The organism is Pseudomonas sp. GW821-FHT09C09 (assembly GCF_059418105.1).
This window is the reverse complement of the sequence record NZ_JBWKPF010000004.1, coordinates 38,007-57,885: the sequence shown is the minus strand read 5'-3', so window position 1 is coordinate 57,885 and position 19,879 is coordinate 38,007. Positions and strand designations below refer to the sequence as shown.

Below are 19,879 nucleotides of genomic sequence, written 5' to 3'. Positions count from 1 at the left end.
GAGCTTGCGCCCGGCCGTGCGCCGGCAAAGGAGTGCGCCATGTCGCGTCTTTCGCAGTGTCGCGGCCCCGCCCGACAGCGCGGGGCCATCGGCTTGATGGCGGCCGCGACCCTCAGCCTCGCGCTGATCCTGATGTTGCTGGTGGTGGACACCGGCCGTCTGTACATGGAACAACGCAAGTTGCAGCGACTGGTGGATAACGCGGCACTGGAAGCGGTCAGCCGTGGCGGCAATTGTCTGCCGGGCCTTACAGCGGCCAGTTATGCGGGGCAAAGTGCGACACGCAACGGTTTTGTAACGGACGCGAATAACGTGCTGGTGGTCGACTGCGGCAAGCTGGTAACGGCCTCCAGCGGTTTGCGCACGTTCAGCGTGGACGCCACCCAGGCGGTGGCGGTCAAGGTCGCGGCCAACCACACCGTGACCACCAGTTTCGCCGGCGGCGTGCAGTCACTCTTCAGCGGCACGCCGTTGAGCCTGAACACCGTGCTCTATGCCTCGGCCGTGGCCGCGCAACCCCAGCCGACCGTGGCCCAACTGAACATCCGCAGCAACCTGGCCAACATCAGCACCGCCCAGTCGAGCATCCTCAATCCACTGGTCTCCGGCCTGCTGGGCGGCAGTGTGAATCTGACGGCGGTGGGCTGGAACGGCCTGCTCAACACCGACATCAACCTGCTCAGCTACCTGAATCAACTGGCGATCAACCTCAACGTCGCCGCCGGCAATTACACCCAGTTGCTCAATACTCAGACCACCGTGACGCAATTGATCCAGGCCGCGATTACGGTGGTCCAGCTCAATGGCGCAACCGCCGACGTGATTACCGCGCTGGGGCAACTGCAAGTGGCGGCGATCAATGCCGCGCCGCTCAAGCTGGGCGATATCCTGCAGTTGCAGACCGGCACCACGGCGGCCGGGCTCGACGCCAATCTGCAATTGCTGCAACTGATCCAGGGCGTGATCCAGCTGGCCAACAGCAACAGCGCGGTGGCCGCCACCCTGCCGATCAGCGTGCTGGGGCTGGCGAATGTCACGGTGCGGGTCAAGGTCGTCGAACCGCCGCAGTTTTCCGCCATTGGCGATCCGGCACTGGCCAAGGCCAACCCCACCGGGCCGAACCGGATTTATGTGCGCACTGCGCAGATTCGCACGATGCTCTCGGTGAATCTGCCGGTGTTGACCGGGGTGGCCGGGTTGACCAACGCCGTGCTGGGACTGGTCGGAACCCTGACCCCGACGCTCAATGCGCTGCTCAGTCTGAACCTGGTCGCCACCCTGAATTCGGTGGGTTGCCTGCTCGGCGCCGGTTGCGAGCAACTGGACCCGTTGCTGCTGCCTTCGCCGGAAATCGACATCAGCCTCGATGCCGGCGGCGCCATCAGTTATGTCACCGACTACAGCTGCCCCACCGGCAACACCGGGACCAAGAGCCTGACGGCCCACACCATCACCTCTGTTGCCGATCTCAAGGTGGGCAAAATCGACCCGACCAATGCCTTTTCTTCCTCCGCCGAACCCACGGTCACGCCGTTGCCGCTGGTGGATCTGGGCACCGTGACCTGTCACAAGATTCTGGGGATCGGCAGTTGTGACGAAAGCACCCACGTGCAATACGGCGCCGGTGGCATCGCGATCATGGTCAACACCAGCGTGGCGCAGAACACTCAGGATCTGGTGTTTTCCAGCGGCACGCCGTTCCCCACGCCACCCAACCTGAAACTGCCGCCGAGCGTGATTTCCGCTGCGCCCACCAGCAATATCGTCAACAGCCTGGCGAGCACGCTGGCGGGGATCAACCTGATCGTCTACAAACCCCAGGGCAGCAACCCGCTGGGGGCGATCATCACCGGCGTTGCCAGCCTGATCAGCGGTGTGACGACAATCCTGCAACCGCTGATCACCAATCTGGTCAGCCCATTGCTCGACCCGCTGCTGAACAACTTGCTCAACGGGTTGGGCATCAATCTGATGGACGTGGACGTCGGCGCCAACATGACTTGCGGCCAGACCGGCAAGGCGTATCTCGTCATCTAGTCATCGGGGGCGATCGGCAGTTCGATGCAGAACCGTGCACCGTCCGCCGAGTTGCGCACGCTGAGATGGCCGCCCATGTTTTCGATGATTCCGTAACTCACCGACAACCCCAGACCGGTACCGACGCCCACCGGTTTGGTGGTGAAGAACGGTTCGAAAATCCGCTCCAGCAGACGCGGATCGATGCCGCCGCCGTTGTCCTCGACCCACAGCCGCACCTTTTCTTCATCCCGTTCGGCGTAGATCGAAATCCACGGTTTGAACCCTGACTCGGACTCGCGCTTGCCCAGCAACGCATCCCGGGCATTGACCATCAGGTTGATCAATACCTGCTCCAGCTGATCGACGTAACCGCGCACCTGGACGACAAAAGCCGTCTCGCTGATGCGCAAGTCGACGCCTTTGCCGCGCATGCCTTCGGCCAGCAGCGACAGCGTGCCTTCGATGGCGCTGGCCGGGTTGAACAGCTGTTGTTCGATCTCCGAGCGACGGCCGAACACCCGCATGTGATCCACCACTTTCGCGGCACGCTGGACCTGGGCGTCGATGCGGTTGAGTTTGTCGGTCAGATAATCGATCTGCACATCGCCGTTGCTCAGGCGCTTTTGCACGTTGACGATGGCCATGCGCATGACGTTCAGCGGCTGGTTGATTTCATGGGCGAGACCTGTGGCCATTTCGCCGAGGGTGGCCATTTTCGCGCTCTGGGTGAGTTGCTGCTGGGAGCGGCGCACTTCGGTGTTGTCGCGGCCAACGGCTTGTACTTCGATCAGTGTCCCGTGCTCATCGAACACGCCGCGATCCGACCACACCCACCACGCATGCTCGCGCCCCGGCAATTGCAGATTGATTTCGGCGGTGCTGACGGGGGACTCCGGGGTCAATAGCGCCAGACGCTCGACGAAGTCTGCGCGTTGTACGTCCGACATCCAGCTGCCCAGATCGACCCCGGGTAATTCTTCGGGCGTGCATTCCAGATACTTCGCCAGCGGCTGGTTGCCGAACGTCAGGATCAGGTCCGGGCGATAACGGCAGATCATCGCCGGCGAGTCCTCCACGAGAATCCGGTAACGCTCTTCACTCTGCCTGACCTGTTCGGCGGCCAGCGTGGCTTCGGTGACGTCCAGCCACAAACCGACGGCTTCCACCGGCAGGCCGAGGTCATTGCGCAGCAGCCGGGCCTCGTCGAGCAGCCAGTGATAATCACCGCGACTGTCGCGCAAGCGATAGCGGGCGCGTACCGAGCCCTCGCGCAACAGCTGGCGGGTGCGTTCGAAATACAGATTCCGGTCATCCGGGTGGATCCGCTCCACCAGCGCACCGGCATCGAAGTCTTCCAGACTCCAGCCCAGCAGCGGTTGCAGACTGGCGCTGAAAAACGCTGGCAGCAAGGCCCCTTCGACGTAGTGCTGGACGTAGATGACCGCCGGTGAACTGGCGATCAGGTTGTCCAGTCGCGCATGGGCCGCAGCGGCCAGTTGCTGCTGGTTCTTGATGTCGCTGATGTCCAGCATGAAGCCCGCCAGCCGACGGTGATCGCCGGTGCCGCTGACCTGCCCCTGAAGGCGATACCACGCGGGCGTCTGACTGGCATCGCGAGGATGCAGACGCACGCATAGATCGAGGATTTCGCCATGCATCTGCAGGGCCTGCAGGCGGCTGCGCACTTCTTCGCGGTCAGCGGGGTGGATCAGGTTCAGCCAGTGTTCCAGGGTCAGCGTCGAGCTGTCCTGTTGCAGGGTGACGGCCAGCGTCGGGGCCAGCTGAATCTGTTCGCCACTGCTGCCGATTTCCCACCAGCCGGTGCCCAGCAATGTCTGCAACGACTCGAGGCGTTCCAGTTGCAGTTGATGCTGCTGCTCACGCAAGCGCCCGAGCAACGGCCCCGCCAATGCGCCGGCCAGCATCAGCCAGTCACGGTCGGTCAGATACGGCGCGGTCTTGTCGACTGCGTAAAAGCCGCAGAGCAACCACGCCATGACGCCTCGATCATCGCTGTAAGGCACGGCGAAACCCTCGGCATTGCCGAACAGCCCTTGCACCCGTGTGTGTTCATACTGGCCGTAATGCGCGCCGAGGCGTTGCGGGCCGGTGCCATTGAGGCTGTCCAGCGGCGTGCCGAGGCGCTGGCCGTCGTGCCACAGCGCGGGAGCGTCGTGGGCGTGGAACTGGCAGTGAACCTGCCACACCTGTTCCTGCTCATTGAGCAAGGCGAGCGCCACACAGGGGATCTGCCAGCGCTGAGCGATGATCTGCAGTTGATCGCTGACGACCATCGGCAGTCGTCCCAGGCTGCAACTGCGTAACTGCTTGCTGATCTGCCCGGCAATCCCTTGGCACGCCTCGCGTTGATGGGCTTGCTGGCGTTCGGACAAAAGGTCGGCAATGTCGATCAGTTGCAGCAGCCAACCGTTGCCCAGAGGCTGGGCCCAGCCGCGCAGGTGCAGGGTCTGTTCGCCCAGTCCGGGGAAATCCAGGTCCAGCAGCAGCCCTTGCCATTCCTGTGGCCGGCCTTCGATCGCCAGGGTGCTGTGGGGCAGCAGTAAATCGTGCAGCGGCAACGGTTTGTCATGGGGCATCTGCTGTGCCAGCAACAGGCGCAAGGGGCCGGCCATCTGCAATACGGCGCCTTCTCCATCAAGGTACAGGTGCAGGCCTGTCGCGGGGGAACCGAGCACGTCCGGCAGGTCGCCGGCCAGCGGCGCGCGCTTGAGCAGGCGGCCGAAGAGATTGTCCCCGGACGTCAAAATTTCAGGCTCGAGCTGGCGGTCAGGTTGGTGGGCAGGCTGGGGACGGCGCCGACGCCCGGCAACACCAGAAACGGAATGACCTGATTGAGTTTGCTGACGGGGTAATTGACGCTGACGGTGAGCGTACCCTGCGTCGTGTCATAGATCGCTGAAGTGTCCACGCCGACCACCACGTTCAGGGCGCTGGGCAGGCCTGAAAACTGCTGGGTCAGGGCGGCATTGGCGGTGTTGACGACAACTGTCGAGTAGTTGGGCGTCGTGGGATCGACCGCCACGCTGCGACGGACCGCTTCAGCGGTGGCCTGATTGAACGTCTGCATCAGTACGAACGGCAGGGCATAGCTGACCAGGCCGTAAAACACCGCGAAAAAGATCACGAACACCAGGGCGAATTCGATCGCCACCGCGCCTTTTTGCGCCTTCCGAGAGCCGGTTTTCATCCGTGCGTCTACCCTGACAGTCACTGCGTAGTATCAGCATAGAATCATTCAGCCAAAACGGACGGTTTTTACCGGATGCAAAGCCTTGTTCTTCTGATCTGGTTGACCTTGTGTGCGGCCCAGGATGCCGGGCAGCGAAGGATCACCAACGCCATGACATTGGGCGTTGGCGCCCTGGCACTGGTTTATCTGCTGTATTTCGGAACGACCTGGACGGGGGCCGCAGCAGAGCAGGGCGGCTGGGCCTGTCTCGTGGCGCTGGCGTTCACCCTGCCGGGATATTTCATGGGGCGCATGGGGGCCGGCGATGTGAAATTAATGACAGCCCTCGGCCTTGCGACGGACGGTCTGTCATTGCTCGGGGTTTTTATCGGCGCCGGCGTCGCTAGCGTCGTCTGGATCCTGCTGGCGCCAAGAGTCTGGCTGCATATGAGTCAAGGGCTTAGGCATCGTCTTCGATATATGGCGCCATCCATGTCAAAAAAGCTGCCATTTGCGCCGTTCGTGCTGATCGGTTTCCTGCTTGTACTACCTTGGATCCATTAGTCGCCAAACGCCACTAGTCTTATGTACATAGTCGGAAAGTGCGTCTACTTTCAAAGGTACTGGTTATACGGCCAACGGCTGACAGTACAGGAATGGTCAGTTTTGGCCCGGGCATGGAGTGGCACGTGAACAAGCTTACATCTGCGGTAAAAGTCCTCGTTGTCGATGATCAGGCGCTGATCGTCGAGGAACTCTGTGAGTTCCTCGAGAGCAGCGGCTATCGCTGTGTCCCCTGCGGGTCCGGCAAAGAGGCCGTCGAGCGTTTTGCCGAGGACCCGGCGATCGGTCTGGTGTTGTGCGATCTGCACATGCCGGACCTCGACGGCATCCAGCTGGTGCAGGAACTGCAGCGACAGGCCGGCAAGGCGCGGGTGTTCGAAGCCATCATGCTCACCGGCCGCGCCGACAAGCAGGACGTGATCAAGGCACTGCGCGCCGGGATTGCCGACTACTACCAGAAACCGGTCAACCTCGACGAACTGCTCGAAGGCCTGCAGCGGCAGGAGGCGGTGCTGCAGGAGCGGCAGAAAACCCTGCAACTGGGGCACTTGAATCAGAAGCTGCAGGACCTTTCGTCGTCCATCGATGATCTGTATCAGGATCTGGACAAGGTGCGCCGCGGGCCTGCTCCCGTCAGTGAGCAGGCATCGGGTGACACCGACGCGCTGGAGATCCCGGCCATCTTCAATCAGCTGTCGCCGCGGCAACTGGACGTGGCGCGCCTGGTGGGCAAGGGGCAGACCAATTACCAGATCGCCTGCGAGCTGGGCATCACCGAAAACACCGTCAAGCTTTACGTCTCGCAGGTGCTGCGCCTGACCCACATGCACAACCGCACCCAACTGGCACTGGCCTTGTCGCCAAGTGCGGCGGCGTTGCGGCAGCGGGTGACTGCACACTAGTCCGTTGTGCCTGGCCGCCATCGTGCGGCCAGGGACGTCAGTTCTTCCTCTCGATCTTGCCCCCGGCGTCGGGGTCATAGAAATCGGGGATGTCATATTTGTATTTCTTCAGCCAGCGCTGCATGGCCAGTTCACGTTCGGTCGCCGTCGCCGCCTGCGGATCGGGGGAGGCGGCCTTGTTGCGGCTTTGCAGCAACAGCCAGCCTTCGGTTTCCTGCTGTTGGGCCGAGGCGGGGCCGGCGTCGATGGCCAGTGCGCCGAGCGGCAGGCTCAACAGACTCATGCAGCACAGTGTTTTGCAGATGTTCATGTGGCCTCCCTGAGGTTCACTTGATCGTCGCCGGTTGCGGGTCAGTCGCCACCGCAACCTGATTGCCGGTGGCAGGTTTTGCCTTGATCGGGGACTTGAGTTTTTCCGCCCGCTCCTGAGCGTCGGTGAACTGTTCCGGCGTCAGGTGGGCGCGACTGACGATTTCGGCGGACTGCTGCCAGTTGTTCTGGTAGATCAGCAGGGTGATCAGGTTCAGCGTCGCCAATTGATTGTTCTGCTTGAGTTCGATGGCCGTGAGGAACTCGAAGCGCGCGTCTTCGAGCCGCAACTGATTGAGGTACACCACGCCCAGATCGTTGTGGATGTTTTCATTGGTCGGCGCCAGTCGAACGGCCCGTTGCAGGTGAGCCTGGGCCTGACCGTTATCGCCGCGTGCGGCATACAGCTGACCCAGACCGTGTTCGGCGTCGGCGCTCAGGCAGGTGCCGAGCAGGCCGCGATACAGCGGTTCGGCTTCGCTGCGCCCCAGCAGACGATAGACCTTGGCCTTGCGCAGACGCACCTCCACGAGGTTATCGGGCAGGCCCTGCAGGTTGGCCAGGCTGGCGTGCAGCTTGCCGTCATTGGCCAGGTCGTCCACCAGATTCAGCGACAGCTCCTGCTCGGCGCTCAGCTTGCTGCAACTGGTGGGCGCCAGCATGGCGGTCCATGGCGCCTGACCATCGGTTGCGCAACCGCCCAGCAGCAACAGGCTTGCCACCACCATCAGTGCTTTCATCAAACCCTCTCCATGTCAGGACGCAAACGCCCGGGTGATTGCGGTAAATCCGGGGCCCGCCAGTACGATCAGCAAGGCCGGAAACAGGAACAGCATCATGACCACCGACATCTTCGCCGACATCTTCGAGATGTATTCCTGCAAGCGCGTCAGGCGTCGGTCATCCAGCAGTTGCTTGAGCGCCAGCAGCGATTTCATCGCGCCGCCGCCCTGTTGAATCAGTTGTTGCAGGATCACGCAGGTGTCGGTGAATTCATCCACCGCCAGCATCACCGCCGCCTTGTTCAGCTCCTGGCCCAGCTCCAGCCCCGAGTCGACACGAGCGAGGATCAGGCGCAATTCGCTGGTCAGTTCCGGCAGCAGTTTCTTGCCCTCGATGCTCAACACGCGCAATGCCTGTTCGACCGCCATGCCGGACTCGAACAGGATGCGCAGCAGAGGAATGAACGTCGAAACCTCCACCGAAATGATTTTCTGCCGGCGGGCGGCGGCATACGCCAGCAGGCGCTTGGGCAGCAGGTAGCCCAGACCGGTGGCGAACATCGGCACCAGCCAGCCCTTGGGCGCCTGGGGAAAGAACACTTCCTGCAGAAACAGACCGATGCCCAGTGCCAGTAACGGCGTGCCGATCTGGCACGCGGCAAACAGCGAGCGTTCACTGGCCCGGCGCCAGCCGAGACGGTTGAGCAGGGTCTGGGTTTCGCTGTCCATGCTCACCGAACGCTGGCCGAACCGGCTGTTGCCCAGCGCTCGCAACAAGCTGCGCAAACGGCTCTCGCGCACCAGATGGCCCTGCAGGCGCTGGTTGACCTGACGCACCCGGCGACGTTCGGTCAGCAAGTGGTTGCCGACCAGCAAGAACGCCCCGAGCAGTAGCATGAGACTGGCCAGGATCACCATCTCAGACACTCCTCAACATGCGCCACAGCGCCAGGCTGCCGATGACCTGCAATACCACCGCGATGATCAGCATGGTCTGGCCACCGGGGTCTTTCCACATGCCGAGCATGTACCCGGGATTGGTCAGCATGAAGTAGCTGACGATGATCACCGGAAGCGATCCCAGCACCCACGCGGTCAGGCGGGTTTCGCCGGTGAGGGCGCGCAGCTGGCGGGCGCCCTGATCGCGTTCGCGGATCAGCTTGATCAGGTTTTCCAGCAGCTCGCTGGCATTGCCGCCGTAGCGGTGATTGACCTTCAGCCCCAGGGCAAACATGCGCAGTTCGTCCTGTTCGTAGAGCTCGGCGAAGTCGCTCACCGCATCTGGCAGGTTCACGCCCAACTGCACGTTGCGCTGGACCCGGCCCATTGCGGTCTTCAGCGGATCCTCGCTGGAGTCGATGCCACCGAGCACGGCATCGTTCAGGGTGCGCCCGGATTTGAGGCTGCGCACCGTGTGGTCCAGCAACTGCGGCAGTTGCTCGATCATGCGGTTGAGCCGGCGGCGATACCGCCAGGCGATGTACAGGCGCAACACCAGGGGCGGCGCCAGCATCATGATCAACAGGCCGATCCACTCGGCGGTCAGGTAACCCAGCATCATCGCGATGGCCCATAACGCCAGCCACAACCCCAGACGCTCGCCGGGGCGGCCCAGGCCGGCCCGCAGGAACATGCGTTCGAGTCCCGTCCAAGTAGTTTTGCCGGGCGCTGTCTGCGGTTGCCCGGCAGCCAGTCGCGTGAGCACCCGTTCGTTGGCGGTCTTGCGCACGCCATGCAGGAACAGGCGAATCGACAGCCCCAGCAGCATCAGGCAAATGACGATGAGAATCACCGGCCCCATCATGACGAAAGCTCCATGCGCTCAGCCCAGGCTCGACTCGTGCCGCAACTTGTCGCCGGCCGGATTGACCGCTTCGCGCAGGAAGCCGAACCCGGTGCGTCGATCGAGGCGGAACAAGGTGTTGGTGACGTAGATGTCTTCGCGCACACCGACCACTTCCACCACCTCGCTCACGCAGCGGCGGCCGTCCGGCATGCGGGTCAGCTGGATGATCATGTCGAGCGCGGCACAGATCATTTGCCGCAACGTGCGCTCGGCCACTGTGCGACCAGTCAGGCCGACCAGGGTTTCCAGACGCAGCAACGCATCCTGGGCATTGTTGGCGTGGACCGTGCTCATCGAACCGTCGTGGCCGGTGTTCATCGCCGTGAGCACGTCGAGCACTTCAACGCCACGGATCTCGCCGAGGATGATCCGGTCCGGGCGCATCCGCAGGGCGTTGCGGATCAGATCGCTGGCCTTGACCTCGCCATGGCCCTCGGCATTCGGCGGCCGGGTTTCCAGGCGCACCACGTGCGGGTGGCCGAGCTGCAGTTCGGCGACGTCCTCGATGGTCACCAGCCGTTCGTGGGGGTTGATCAACTGACTGAGAATGTTCAGCAGCGTGGTCTTGCCGGTGCCGGTGCCGCCGCTGATCAGGATGTTGCAGCGTTTGCCCACGGCCTCCTGAAAGCAATCGAAGATCGCCAGGTCGATGGTCTGCATGGCGATCAGGTCGCTGCTCTTGAGCATGTCCTTGCGGAATTTCCGGATCGACAGACACGGCCCGTCGAGGGCGATCGGCGGAATGATCGCGTTGACCCGGCTGCCGTCGGGCAGGCGCGCATCGACCATCGGCGACGACTCGTCGAGCCGTCGCCCGAGCGGCGCGAGAATGCGCTGCATGACCCGTTCGACGTGGTGCGCATCGATGAATCGCAAATCGCTCTGGTGCAGCACGCCATCGCGCTCGATGAATACCCGGTGCGGGCCGTTGACCAGAATTTCGGTCACGGCACTGTCGCGCAGCAACACTTCCAGCGGGCCGAAACCGGTCAGTTCATCGACGATTTCTTCCGCCAGCCGCTCCATCTCGTAACGGGAAATCGCCAGGTGCAGACGGGCGATGTATTCGGCGACCTTGTCGGTGACGAACTGCGCCAGCAGTTGCCGCGAACCTTCCAGCAGGTTTTTTCCGGACTCTTCAATGGCATCAATGATGTAGCGATGCAGGACCAGTTTCAGGCCTTCGTGGTCGGTGTTGCCCGACTGACCGCGAGCCGGGGCACCGAAGAGTTTTTCCGGACTCATGAGCTGCCTCGCAACCGGTCGAACCAGGTAACTTTGGGTTTGACCAGGCCTTCGGAGCGTTTGGCCAGACGCTCGCCAAGTGCGCGCAGGCTCTGGGTGAGTTTTTCCCGGGGGGCCAGTTCGAACAGGCTCACGCCCTGGTTTTTGGCGTTCAGGCGCAGCTCCGGGCTCAACGCCAGCACGGCGATCACTTCCAGATTGAAGGTCTTGCCGAGGGTGTCCGCATCCGGCGCGACGTTGCTCAGATAGCGGTCGACCAACAGCCGTCCGTGATCGAGCTTCATGCCTTTTTCCCGCCACAGGTTGAACATTGCCAGGTTGCGCCGGCAATTGAGCACGTTCTGGTCGGTGTACCAGATCAGCTTGTCGCAATGGCTGACAAAGGTGCGCAAGGCTTCGCTGTCGGGCTGACCGGTGAGGTTCACGACAATGTGCTGGAAGTGCTGGCGCAAGGCGCTGAGCAACATGTACAGCTCGGCGGCGCTGGTGCTCTCCAGTGGTTCGTCATTGTCGGCGTACGCGAGAATCCGCAGCCCGGATTCGGCGCTGGTGAAGGCGCTGTCGATCAGCGTGGCATCGAGCCTGCGCAAATGGCGCAAGGCATCGCCGAAGTGGAACGAGCTCTCCAGCCCCAGCAGCGCCAGACTGTCGCCACGGGGCAGGCCGAGGTCCAGCAGCAGCGTCTGTTGTCCGCTCTTTTGCACCACCAGCGCCATATGGTTGGACAACAGCGCGCCGTCGGAACTGCTCTGCACACCGTACAGAACCGTCAGACCACCCAGTTGCGTGTTGTGAGTCACCGGCGGCATGCGTTTGCTCAAGCGGCGTACCAGCCCCGCGACTTCGCTGGAGCGCGAGCCGTAGGCGACAAAATCCCGTGCCCCGGCGCGCATGGCGTTGAGTACCAACTGATTGTCCATGCCGTCGCCGAGGGCGACGATTGCCAGCATCGGCTTGGCTTCCAGCGCGCCTTCGATCAGCGCGCTCTGGGCCACCACGTGTTCACGGTCGAGGCCGACGAACACCAGGCTGGCGAAGGTGACATCTACCAGTGCGAGCAATTCATCGAGGCTGCCCGTACCGGCGCTGACCACTTGCCCCAGCGGCGCGAGCGCGCTTTGCAGCCATTCCAGATCGGTGCTGTTGCGGGTGATGGCGAGAAAGGTCTGGCTCAGGCTCTGGCTCATTGGGACAACCCGCTGCGCTTGTCGAAGTTGCCGTTCTCCATGAAGAACATGCGATAGAAGTTCGGGTCGTAGTTGCGCAGTTTTTCTCCCGGCAGCGACGGCAGTTGCGCTTCCGCCGACAGTGGACGCACCAGATGCGGGGTGACGATCATCAGCAGTTCGCGCTCTTCGCGTTTGATCTGCGAGCTTTTGAAAAACGCCCCGAGCACCGGGATATCGCCCAGCCCCGGAAACTTGTCGACCTGGGAACTGTTGGTGGTGCTGATCAAGCCGCTGATGACAAAACTCTCGCCATCGGCCAGGGAAATGCTGGTGTCGGTGCGGCGGATGGTCAGGGCCGGCACCGTGGTGCCGGCGATCTGCACCGCATTGCTGAAGTCCAGTTCGCTGACTTCCGGTGCGACTTTCAGGGCGATGCGGTCGTGGCTGATGATCGTGGGCGTCAGGGTCAGGCGGATGCCGAACTCCTTGTATTCGATGGACACGCTGTCGCTGCCGGAACTGGGGACCGGAATCGGGATCTGCCCGCCCGCGAGGAAGCTCGCGCTCTGCCCGTTCAGCGCCACCAGGCTTGGCCGCGCCAGGGTGTAGGCGAAGCCGCTGCCCTCCAGGGCGTTGATGATCGCCATGGTATTGCCGCCGATCCACGAGAAGTTGAACAGCGAGTTGTCCACCGGCAGTCGCGGCTGCGGCACGCCATCGATGGGCGGCAGTGTCCCGGGGGAACCGAACAGGAAGTTGCCGCGGGTGCCGATCAGCTTGGCCGAGGCCTGCTTGAGTTTGGTGCGGCTGACTTCAACGAAACGAATGTCGGTCTGTACCTGCGAAGGCAGCTGCGCGTCATCTGAAGGCAACGGGCCGGCGCCGGTGAGGGCGTTCGTGGCTGCGCCCTGGACAAACACCATGCTCTGGCGCGGCTCGCTGGAGCAGCCGGTCCAGACCATCAGACTGGTGGCCCCGGGGGCTACGCCCGTGAGCAGGAACGACGAGTTGCCGGTGGCGTGCACGTCGGCGATTTTCGGATCGCCGATGGCCAGGCGGGTGATTGCCACCGGCGATTGCAGATCCTTTTGCCAGCCTTCATTGACTTCGATTACCGGCGGCAAACGGCTCAGGGCCGAGCAGTTGCCGGTGGCCGCCTGGGCGGCATTGATCGACAGTCCCGTCAACAGCAAGGCCCGGAGCAGGGGATTGAAGGTCGGCCAGAAACGACTCTGCATGCACTTGGATCCTTGCTCTGTCATGGGTTCTGTTGGGTGATCTGATTGCCGCGAATCACTTCCACCGCCGGCCGCGCTGCACCGCTATGCTCGCCGCTGGACGGGACTTTCGGCGCAGCGCCCAGCGCAAGCTGGGTGAACTGGAAGAGTTGGCTGTTGGCGGCCACCAGTTTGTCCGGTGCCTGGTTTTCGCCGGCCCAGTATTTGGCCAGACGCTGTTCCTCACTGCTGCGCACGGCCAGGCGCAAGGTTCCGACCTGGGTGGCGAGCATCATCCGGCTCAGCAGTTGTTCCGGCACCGCCAGCACCACGGTGCGCGCGGTGAGCCGGCGCTGATCCTGTTTGAGCTTGTCGTCGGCGCTCAGTGCAGGTGTGGCCGGCTGACCGTCGTTGGTCAGGCCGTACTGTTCGCCGACGCCGAGTACGCGCATCGCCGGCACCACAATCTGCGCTGACTGTTGCGGATTGCTGGCGTCCTGGCGCAGGTACAGCAACACATCGACGTAATCGCCGGGAATCAGTTGCCCGGCGGCACCGATGACTTCATCGACCGACACCGCCAGTGCGCGCTCGTCGCTGTGGATCATGCGCGCCAGTGCACCGCCGGCCTCGAAGCTTTCAGCGTTGAGCCAGGTGCCGGCACTCAGGTGGCGCCACGGCGTGCGGCCCACGGCCTGGTCGATGGCACTCAGGCTTCCGGCGGGGGCGCTGCGTAGTTTTTCGATGGCCAGGTCGGCGGCGGTGAGGGGGGTGAACGGCGGGACGTCATGCACCAGCACCACCACAGGCTGGCGGGTCTGGTCTTCGGCGGCGGCGACGGTCTTTTCCACGGTGACCACTGCCGGCGCGGGTGCCTCGGCAACCGGCGCCGGTTGCCGGCTGAGCACCAGGCCCCAGTAGCCGACGACGATGGCCCCCAGCAGAAGCACGGCGGCAAGACCCATGGTGACACGACTGTTCATGACGGCTCTCCCTTTCCTGCTGCACTACCAGCCCGCACTTCCAACCAAGGGAACATCGCAATCAGGCAGCTATGAACATCCAACTATTTCGCTATTTCCACGCTAGCTGAAACAAGCCAAAACGCCATTACTGGCCGGCAAATAACCTACGAAAGTATGGGTGTTGGCCAATTAGCAGTCGAAATCCGGGGATCGACGAAGCGGTTAATCCTTTGTGATTAATCCGTTCTTACAGTTGTTGACGGGGCCTTTGTTGACAATGCTCAGATAGCACGGTGGAAGCTTTGCCGCTGTCGCGACATCGGCGCCATGGGCGCAAAGGAGTGGACGTATGATTCTCGATTATCTGCTGGCCAGAGCCCGTTTGTTTTTCAAGAGTGAGGAAGGGGCTTCGGCTATCGAGTACGCGATCGTGGTAGCGATGGTGGCGGTGGTGGTCGTGGTGTTCGTGACACCGATGGGCACCAAGGTCTTCAATATTTTCAGCGCGATCCTGACCTCGCTCGGTGGCACTGCCCCGACCAAGCCCGGCATTCCTTGAGCGAACGCTCTCTCCCTCTGTCGATGCCTGTCTGCTGCTGAACAGGAGCGTTCAGGCATTGCCCCGATCATTGGCTTTCCGGTGCCCGGAAAATCCCGGGCATGAAGGAGAATGTCCATGCTCTTCGAATACCTGATGATGCGTGCCCGGTCGTTCCTGGCAAGCACCGAAGCCGCGTCGGCCATCGAGTACGCAATTGTGGTGGCGATGGTCGCCATTGTGGTTGTGGTGTTTGTGACGCCGGTAGGCGCCAAGGTGCTGGCGATCTTCAACAACATCCTCGTGGCGCTGGGCGGTACGGCACAGACTGCGCCGACGCAGTTACCCTGACTCGATGGGTGGCAAATCTCGCACTACACTCGGTTCCACCTTCAGTTTCTCAGGGATTGACCAATGACTGCTTCTTCACTGCCCCGCCAACAGTTGCTTCTGGTTGACGATGAAGAGGACGCATTGCTGGAGTTGGCGGAGTTGCTGGAGGGCGAGGGCTTCGTCTGTCATACCGCGACCTCGGTGAAGCTCGCCCTGCACCATCTGACCCGCCATCCCGACATCGCCCTGGTGATCACCGATCTGCGCATGCCGGAGGAAAGCGGCATGTCGCTGATCAAGCGATTGCGCGAACACACCTCGCGCCAGCACCTGCCGGTGATCGTGACCTCGGGGCATGCGGACATGGAGGACGTCAGTGACATGCTGCGCCTGCAGGTGCTTGACCTGTTCCGCAAGCCGATCTATCACGTGCGGCTGCTGGAAACCCTGGACAATCTTTTCCCCAAGCCCAAGGCCAACGTTTCCTGAACACTGGCCTTGTTCGTTCCGGTGCCAGACTTGTGACGCCGTTCATTTGACATTTTGATGGTGTCGAAATGATGGCTCGTGTACATTCGCCGCGCCCAGTCCAGACTACCTGGTGGGTTCGGTAGGGATGCCTGAATGAATGTTTGAACCCTGCTGAAACTGTTTTTCATGTTTTGGAAGGGAATCCCGTTTGAACATCGTTCGCTTGCGCCACTCGCTCCTGGCGCTGTCTATCGCTGCAGCCACGCTGCACACCTCCGTTGTTACCGCCGCCGGCGCCAGTCTGAACTACGACCTGAGTGGCGGGCCGTTGAACAGCAACCTGCAGAACTACGGGCTGGTCGATTTGAACGGCAACGGGACCATCGCCCCCGGTTCGCCGTCGACCTTGACCTATGGTGCACAGTTCACGGGACTGGCAGCCGACCAGTTGCGCAATAACGGCACTATCCGCATAGACGGGGCCAATCATGGCATGGGCATCTCGCTGTCCACTGCCGGGGCAGTGCCGAGCAAAATCAAGTACAGCTTGATCAACCAGGGTTCGATCATCGTCAACGGGCTACCGGGGTCAGGGAGCTCCGTCGGTATTTCCGATATTGGCAGTACGCTGGGTGAAAGCCTGGTCAACTCCGGCAGTATCGACGTTTCCGGCGCGAGTGCCAGTGGCGTGATGATGGTGCACACCGCCATGGGCGGACTGAGCAACAGCGGCACAATCAGTGCCAGTGGCACTGATGCCTTGGGGATTCTGCTGGACGGGGTGAGTCTGAGTGGCTCCGTCAGCAACACCGGCACCATTCGCGCCAGTGGTTCCGATGCCGAAGCACTGGTGTTCGAAGGGGCGATCTCCAGCGGTCCTGCCGGCAGCTTCAATCTGGTGAACTACGGCACGATCGTCGGTGAGTCCACGGGTGTTCACATCAGCGGTCAGGCTGTCGGCGTTCCATTCACGATCTATCAGGGGAACGGGTTGATTGAAGGGGGCCGCGCGGCGATTCAGGTCGACGACGGAGTCACGTACTTCAAGTTCTATGGCGGTGCAGTCAAAGGTGACTTGCTGGGACTGGCGGGTGTCAGCATCGACGGTGATGCAACCTTCGACGGCTCGACCATCAAGTCCGGCTACGTCACCATCGAGGAAGGCACGCTGACCCTGATGAAGCCGCACACCACGATCATCGGCGACTTCGACATGGAAGAACCCAACTCGGTGCTGGAGATGTACCTGGGCAACGACACCAATCCGGCGTTGCCGGTGCTGAAAGTCACCGGCACCACCGATATCGCACCGGGCGCGACATTGCGTCTGCTGGCGCGCTCCAGTGATTTCCGCGTGACCCCGGGCGGTACGAAATACACCCTGATCAGCTCGGGCAATCTGATCGGCGGCAACAACCTGACTGTGACCTCCACCTCCGCGTTGCTGGACGTGAAAAGTTTCGGCGTCGTGGGCAACGACATCACGTCGGTGGTGACGAACAAGTCCGAAGAGGTTCTGGCGCAAAACACCCTCGTGGCAGGCGGCAGTCGCAACGCGGCAACGGCGGTGGGCCGGGTGTCGGGTCTGCTGTCCCGGCTCGACGAGCAGGATCCGGTGTTCCAGGCATTCGCCAACGCCAGTACCGACGCGCAACTGGCGCGGCTGTCCGAAACCCTCAGTCCCGATGTCAGCCGTGGGGTGATTCATGCCGCCACCAACAGCCAGACGCTGGTTTCCGGGGTGATCAACGAGCGCTCCAGTCGCGCCCGCGATACGGCAGCTTCGATGGAAAAAGGCGTCTGGCTGCAAGCGTTGAACAGCGACGCCAGCCAGGATCAGCGTCGCGGTGTCAGCGGTTATGACGCCGACAGCCACGGTATCGCCGTTGGCGCCGATGGTCAGCTGAATGCCGACATGGCGGTCGGTCTGGCGTACAGCTACCTCGACACCGACGTGAAGTCCGATCGCGGCAACAAGACCAAGGTCACCGGGCATGCCCTGACCCTGTACGGCAACTGGACCCACGACAACTGGTTCGCCGATACGTCGCTGATGTACGGCTGGAGCGACAACGAATCAAAGCGCTACATCGCCGGAACGCGGGCCAAGGGTGATTACGACAGCAATGTGTTTGGTGTCAGTGCGCTGGCCGGTTACACCGTGCGCCTGATGCCGGACGTGGTGCTCGAACCGCAGGTCGGCGCGCGTTACGCCAACGTGAGCATGAGCAGCTATCGCGAGAAGGGCAGTTCGGCCTCGCTGAATGTCGGCAGCCAGCGCTACGAAGTGGGTGAAGTCGGCGCCGGCGCGCGATTGGCCGCAGCGTTTGCCATGGGCTCGGGCAGCCTCGAACCGGAAGCGAAACTGATGGCCTGGCATGACGTCATTGGCGACAAGACCGCGACCACTTCCTCGTTCGTGCTGGGTGGTGATTCCTTCACCAGCCGGGGCACGACACCGGTTCGCGACAGCTATGAACTGGGTCTGGGGGCCAACTATCGCATGGGCCCTTGGAGTGTCGGCGGGTCTTACAACTACGTGACCGCCAGCGGGTTCAACGCTGACGGTTTCACGGCAAAAGTGCGTTACGCCTTCTGACCGCACAGCCGGCCGGGCTACAGCTGATAGCTGAAACTGATGCTGTAGCGCGGCCGGCGGTTGTAGGTATCCAGCGCCTCATCCGACATGGGTTTGGCCGCTTCCAGGGCGATGTTGTAGTACTTGGCATCACCAAATCTGAGGCCCACGGCTGCCGATGACAGGCTGTTGGCCTGCACCGGCAACCGGTTGAACCAGCTGCGGGAGCGGTCGAGCACAACGTAGGGTTGCAGGATGCGCACCCAGTTGCCGTCGCGGTTGAAGCTGTAGTTGACCTCGTAAGCCACGCCCCAGCCCTTGTCACCGGACGCCTGATCGTCCGGGTAGCCACGGCCGAAATTCTGCCCGCCGAACACCGCGCGTTCGCTGTCGGGCAGGGTGTCGTCGGTCCAGTACAGCGCACCGGACAGCACGCCTTGCCAGTTATCGAAGAACTTGTCGCTCTGCACCCCGGAAAGGCGCAGGCGCAGGAAGTTGAGATCGATGGCGCTGTTGTTGGTGTGCGCCCCCATGCTGTCCAGCCCTTGATAGGCGCCGCCGCTGAGAATCCGCAACTGACGGGCGTCGGCCTTGCGCCAGTCACTTTCGAAGGCGAGGGCGCGGATGTCGGTGCGTTCTTCGACACTCAAGGGGTAGCCGATCACGTTATAGCGGGTCTTGTCGTTGACCGCGTACAGGCGCGCTCCGGCGGTCAGCAGTTCGTTCGAGGCGGCAATCAGCGGCAGGCTGAAGCCGACCGAGTAGCGGTCGTTCTCGCGGTGGGGCTTGAGTTCCAGGCCATTGTCCAGCGCGACGTTGGTGCCGGGGTCGGCACGGTAGCGCGAGGCGGACAGGTTCAGTTGCGTGCCTTCGGCGTCGAGAAACTGGCTGTAGTCCAGACGGTAGTAATGCTCGTGATCCTTTCCCGGTGGAAACAGCCCGCTGAGCGTCAGCTGTTCGCCCATCGACGTCTGTGAGTTGCTGCTCACACCGAGCAGGGCCTGGGTGCCCTTGCGGTTGTCTTCGGTGGTGCTCAGGGAACTGGTGAAAGGTTTGCGGCTGGCCTGGGCGACCAGCGTGGTCGCACCGTCGGTGGTCCCCGGCGGTGGCACCTGGGCCTGGATCGTGACGCCGGGAATGCGGGTCATCAGTGTGGTGTAGCGTTCGAAGGTCTTGCGGGTCAGAGGACGTTCAGCCTGGATTTTCGCCGCCAGTCTGTCGAGCAGTCCCTTGACCCGGCCCACGTCGCCCTGCACCTGCACATCCCGCACATAGCCTTCCACCAGCACCACGCGCGCCACACCGTTATCGAAATTCTGTTTCGGCAGGAAGGCGTAGGACAGCAGATAACCGTCGTTCTGGTAGCGTCGGGTGATATTGCGGGTGGCTTCGATCAGGTCGGCGAGGCTGGACTCATGGCCGATCAGCGGTTTGTAGATCTCTGCCAGCTCGTTCAGCGGGTAGATCGTGCCGCCTTCGATCTGCACGGTTTTCAGGTTGATCTTCGTGCCCATCATCAACGGCTCGGCCGCTGCGGCACCGGGCTCCGGGACTTGCAGCGGAGCTGCGCTCGGACGGTAGGCGTCGGCAGGCAGGTTCGGCACCGGCAGGTTGCGGATGGTTTCGTTACTGTTGAGAAAGCTGGGCAGGGTGTCGGCGAGGGCGGTGGAACTGAGACTGAGCAACAGCAGGGATGCCATAACGCGCATAGGACACTCCATGTTCAAACCGCAGCACCGGGCAGGGTTTTCCTAAGAAAAAAAGCGGAAGACTCACGGGAATCTTCCGCCCTCAACCAAGCGTAGGCGCTG

General features: G+C 62.3%; 18 protein-coding genes. 7 read left to right on the top strand and 11 right to left on the bottom strand.

The features are described from left to right. The first annotated feature begins 39 nt into the window (after window positions 1-39). On the top strand, window positions 40-2,037 hold the full coding sequence (locus tag AC07NR_RS13810; RefSeq protein WP_495078778.1) for a pilus assembly protein TadG-related protein: 1,998 nt from the start codon (window positions 40-42) through the stop codon (window positions 2,035-2,037). Here the strand turns inward: AC07NR_RS13810 and AC07NR_RS13805 are convergent. Further along, window positions 2,034-4,784, bottom strand: coding sequence for a PAS domain-containing sensor histidine kinase (locus AC07NR_RS13805; protein ID WP_495078777.1), 2,751 nt, complete (start codon window positions 4,782-4,784; stop codon window positions 2,034-2,036). The genes AC07NR_RS13810 and AC07NR_RS13805 overlap by 4 nt on opposite strands. Continuing rightward, on the bottom strand, window positions 4,781-5,227 hold the full coding sequence (locus AC07NR_RS13800; RefSeq protein WP_119429367.1) for a TadE/TadG family type IV pilus assembly protein: 447 nt from the start codon (window positions 5,225-5,227) through the stop codon (window positions 4,781-4,783). Before AC07NR_RS13800 ends, AC07NR_RS13805 begins: the two co-directional genes overlap by 4 nt. A 75-nt stretch (window positions 5,228-5,302) precedes the next feature. Between AC07NR_RS13800 and AC07NR_RS13795 the strand changes: the two genes are divergently transcribed. Then, window positions 5,303-5,773, top strand: coding sequence for a prepilin peptidase (locus tag AC07NR_RS13795; RefSeq protein WP_495078776.1), 471 nt, complete (start codon window positions 5,303-5,305; stop codon window positions 5,771-5,773). A 125-nt stretch (window positions 5,774-5,898) separates the two neighbouring features. Then, entirely contained in the window at window positions 5,899-6,675 is a 777-nt protein-coding gene (locus AC07NR_RS13790; RefSeq protein WP_085732797.1) for a response regulator transcription factor, read from the top strand. Between the two features lie 37 nt (window positions 6,676-6,712). Here AC07NR_RS13790 and AC07NR_RS13785 read toward each other — a convergent pair whose 3' ends face one another. The 8 genes from AC07NR_RS13785 to cpaB are packed head-to-tail and all read right to left on the bottom strand — an operon-like array spanning window position 6,713 to window position 14,166. Continuing rightward, window positions 6,713-6,985 carry a DUF3613 domain-containing protein gene (locus AC07NR_RS13785; RefSeq protein WP_085711249.1) on the bottom strand — a complete coding sequence of 91 codons (273 nt, stop codon included), beginning with the start codon at window positions 6,983-6,985 and terminating at the stop codon, window positions 6,713-6,715. 16 nt (window positions 6,986-7,001) lie between these two features. Continuing rightward, a complete protein-coding gene (locus tag AC07NR_RS13780; RefSeq protein ID WP_495078775.1) occupies window positions 7,002-7,724 on the bottom strand; it encodes a tetratricopeptide repeat protein in 723 nt (240 codons plus the stop codon). A 15-nt stretch (window positions 7,725-7,739) separates the two neighbouring features. Further along, complete coding sequence (locus tag AC07NR_RS13775; RefSeq protein ID WP_495078774.1) at window positions 7,740-8,624, bottom strand: type II secretion system F family protein; 885 nt, start codon at window positions 8,622-8,624, stop codon at window positions 7,740-7,742. Between the two features lies 1 nt (window position 8,625). Continuing rightward, complete coding sequence (locus tag AC07NR_RS13770) at window positions 8,626-9,510, bottom strand: type II secretion system F family protein (RefSeq protein WP_085711252.1); 885 nt, start codon at window positions 9,508-9,510, stop codon at window positions 8,626-8,628. A gap of 18 nt (window positions 9,511-9,528) precedes the next feature. Continuing rightward, window positions 9,529-10,797 carry a TadA family conjugal transfer-associated ATPase gene (locus AC07NR_RS13765; RefSeq protein WP_085711253.1) on the bottom strand — a complete coding sequence of 423 codons (1,269 nt, stop codon included), beginning with the start codon at window positions 10,795-10,797 and terminating at the stop codon, window positions 9,529-9,531. Beyond that, the gene (locus AC07NR_RS13760; RefSeq protein WP_248738447.1) at window positions 10,794-11,984 is read right to left on the bottom strand and encodes a CpaE/TadZ family protein; all 1,191 of its coding nucleotides are present in this window, start codon (window positions 11,982-11,984) and stop codon (window positions 10,794-10,796) included. The genes AC07NR_RS13765 and AC07NR_RS13760 overlap by 4 nt, the downstream gene beginning before the upstream one ends. Beyond that, window positions 11,981-13,204, bottom strand: coding sequence for a type II and III secretion system protein family protein (locus AC07NR_RS13755; protein ID WP_114881296.1), 1,224 nt, complete (start codon window positions 13,202-13,204; stop codon window positions 11,981-11,983). Before AC07NR_RS13755 ends, AC07NR_RS13760 begins: the two co-directional genes overlap by 4 nt. A 20-nt stretch (window positions 13,205-13,224) precedes the next feature. Then, on the bottom strand, window positions 13,225-14,166 hold the full coding sequence (gene cpaB / locus AC07NR_RS13750; RefSeq protein ID WP_423204832.1) for a Flp pilus assembly protein CpaB: 942 nt from the start codon (window positions 14,164-14,166) through the stop codon (window positions 13,225-13,227). Between the two features lie 331 nt (window positions 14,167-14,497). On the opposite strand from cpaB, the gene AC07NR_RS13745 reads away from it, so the two are divergent. From AC07NR_RS13745 to AC07NR_RS13730, 4 genes are all read left to right on the top strand, one after another. Beyond that, window positions 14,498-14,707: a Flp family type IVb pilin gene (locus tag AC07NR_RS13745; protein WP_085711257.1), complete on the top strand. Its 210-nt coding sequence runs from the start codon at window positions 14,498-14,500 to the stop codon at window positions 14,705-14,707. A 117-nt stretch (window positions 14,708-14,824) separates the two neighbouring features. Beyond that, window positions 14,825-15,037 (top strand): Flp family type IVb pilin, encoded by a 213-nt coding sequence (locus AC07NR_RS13740; RefSeq protein WP_085711258.1) that lies wholly within the window; start codon window positions 14,825-14,827, stop codon window positions 15,035-15,037. A gap of 63 nt (window positions 15,038-15,100) precedes the next feature. Then, complete coding sequence (locus AC07NR_RS13735; RefSeq protein WP_248738445.1) at window positions 15,101-15,508, top strand: response regulator; 408 nt, start codon at window positions 15,101-15,103, stop codon at window positions 15,506-15,508. A gap of 190 nt (window positions 15,509-15,698) precedes the next feature. Continuing rightward, window positions 15,699-18,089, top strand: a complete 2,391-nt coding sequence (locus AC07NR_RS13730; protein WP_495078773.1) for an autotransporter family protein — start codon at window positions 15,699-15,701, stop codon at window positions 18,087-18,089. Window positions 18,090-18,106: 17 nt separating this feature from the next. Here AC07NR_RS13730 and AC07NR_RS13725 read toward each other — a convergent pair whose 3' ends face one another. Continuing rightward, the gene (locus AC07NR_RS13725) at window positions 18,107-19,777 is read right to left on the bottom strand and encodes a ShlB/FhaC/HecB family hemolysin secretion/activation protein (protein ID WP_305833122.1); all 1,671 of its coding nucleotides are present in this window, start codon (window positions 19,775-19,777) and stop codon (window positions 18,107-18,109) included. Window positions 19,778-19,879 lie beyond the last annotated feature (102 nt).

What these genes read in the sequence shown, in the direction of transcription:
- AC07NR_RS13785 (WP_085711249.1), bottom strand. Translation starts at nt 6,985, where the DNA reads ATGAACATCTGCAAAACACTGTGCTGCATGAGTCTGTTGAGCCTGCCG.
- AC07NR_RS13725 (WP_305833122.1), bottom strand. Translation starts at nt 19,777, where the DNA reads ATGCGCGTTATGGCATCCCTGCTGTTGCTCAGTCTCAGTTCCACCGCC.
- AC07NR_RS13795 (WP_495078776.1), top strand. Translation starts at nt 5,303, where the DNA reads ATGCAAAGCCTTGTTCTTCTGATCTGGTTGACCTTGTGTGCGGCCCAG.
- AC07NR_RS13810 (WP_495078778.1), top strand. Translation starts at nt 40, where the DNA reads ATGTCGCGTCTTTCGCAGTGTCGCGGCCCCGCCCGACAGCGCGGGGCC.
- AC07NR_RS13775 (WP_495078774.1), bottom strand. Translation starts at nt 8,624, where the DNA reads ATGGTGATCCTGGCCAGTCTCATGCTACTGCTCGGGGCGTTCTTGCTG.
- AC07NR_RS13755 (WP_114881296.1), bottom strand. Translation starts at nt 13,204, where the DNA reads ATGCAGAGTCGTTTCTGGCCGACCTTCAATCCCCTGCTCCGGGCCTTG.
- AC07NR_RS13735 (WP_248738445.1), top strand. Translation starts at nt 15,101, where the DNA reads ATGACTGCTTCTTCACTGCCCCGCCAACAGTTGCTTCTGGTTGACGAT.
- AC07NR_RS13765 (WP_085711253.1), bottom strand. Translation starts at nt 10,797, where the DNA reads ATGAGTCCGGAAAAACTCTTCGGTGCCCCGGCTCGCGGTCAGTCGGGC.
- cpaB (WP_423204832.1), bottom strand. Translation starts at nt 14,166, where the DNA reads ATGAACAGTCGTGTCACCATGGGTCTTGCCGCCGTGCTTCTGCTGGGG.
- AC07NR_RS13800 (WP_119429367.1), bottom strand. Translation starts at nt 5,227, where the DNA reads ATGAAAACCGGCTCTCGGAAGGCGCAAAAAGGCGCGGTGGCGATCGAA.
- AC07NR_RS13745 (WP_085711257.1), top strand. Translation starts at nt 14,498, where the DNA reads ATGATTCTCGATTATCTGCTGGCCAGAGCCCGTTTGTTTTTCAAGAGT.
- AC07NR_RS13740 (WP_085711258.1), top strand. Translation starts at nt 14,825, where the DNA reads ATGCTCTTCGAATACCTGATGATGCGTGCCCGGTCGTTCCTGGCAAGC.
- AC07NR_RS13770 (WP_085711252.1), bottom strand. Translation starts at nt 9,510, where the DNA reads ATGATGGGGCCGGTGATTCTCATCGTCATTTGCCTGATGCTGCTGGGG.
- AC07NR_RS13760 (WP_248738447.1), bottom strand. Translation starts at nt 11,984, where the DNA reads ATGAGCCAGAGCCTGAGCCAGACCTTTCTCGCCATCACCCGCAACAGC.
- AC07NR_RS13780 (WP_495078775.1), bottom strand. Translation starts at nt 7,724, where the DNA reads ATGAAAGCACTGATGGTGGTGGCAAGCCTGTTGCTGCTGGGCGGTTGC.